This is a genomic window from Pseudomonas sp. NY15356 (assembly GCF_048068175.1).
Lineage (GTDB): Bacteria > Pseudomonadota > Gammaproteobacteria > Pseudomonadales > Pseudomonadaceae > Aquipseudomonas > Aquipseudomonas putida_K.
In genome coordinates, this window is record NZ_JBLUPW010000116.1 from 1 (window position 1) to 211 (window position 211).

Here is a 211-nt window from a genome sequence, read left to right on the forward strand (position 1 = left end):
TCCAAGTACCTGTGGTGGAACACCCAGGCCCAGGTCGAGCGTTACCAGGACTGCTCGGGCAAGAGCACCTACTACCGCTACGACGAGCGCCAGCACCTGGTCGCCGTCACCGACGCGCTGAACCAGACCACCACGCTGGAGCGCAAACCGGACGGTGAGGTACTGAAGATCACCCACCCGGACGGCACCTCGGAAACCTTCACCTACAACG

The 211-nt window shown here is 63.0% G+C and carries 1 pseudogene; it reads left to right on the forward strand.

The features are described 5' to 3' along the window. Nucleotides 1-211, forward strand: a pseudogene (locus ACNFCI_RS24185) (RHS repeat protein); the annotation flags it as partial.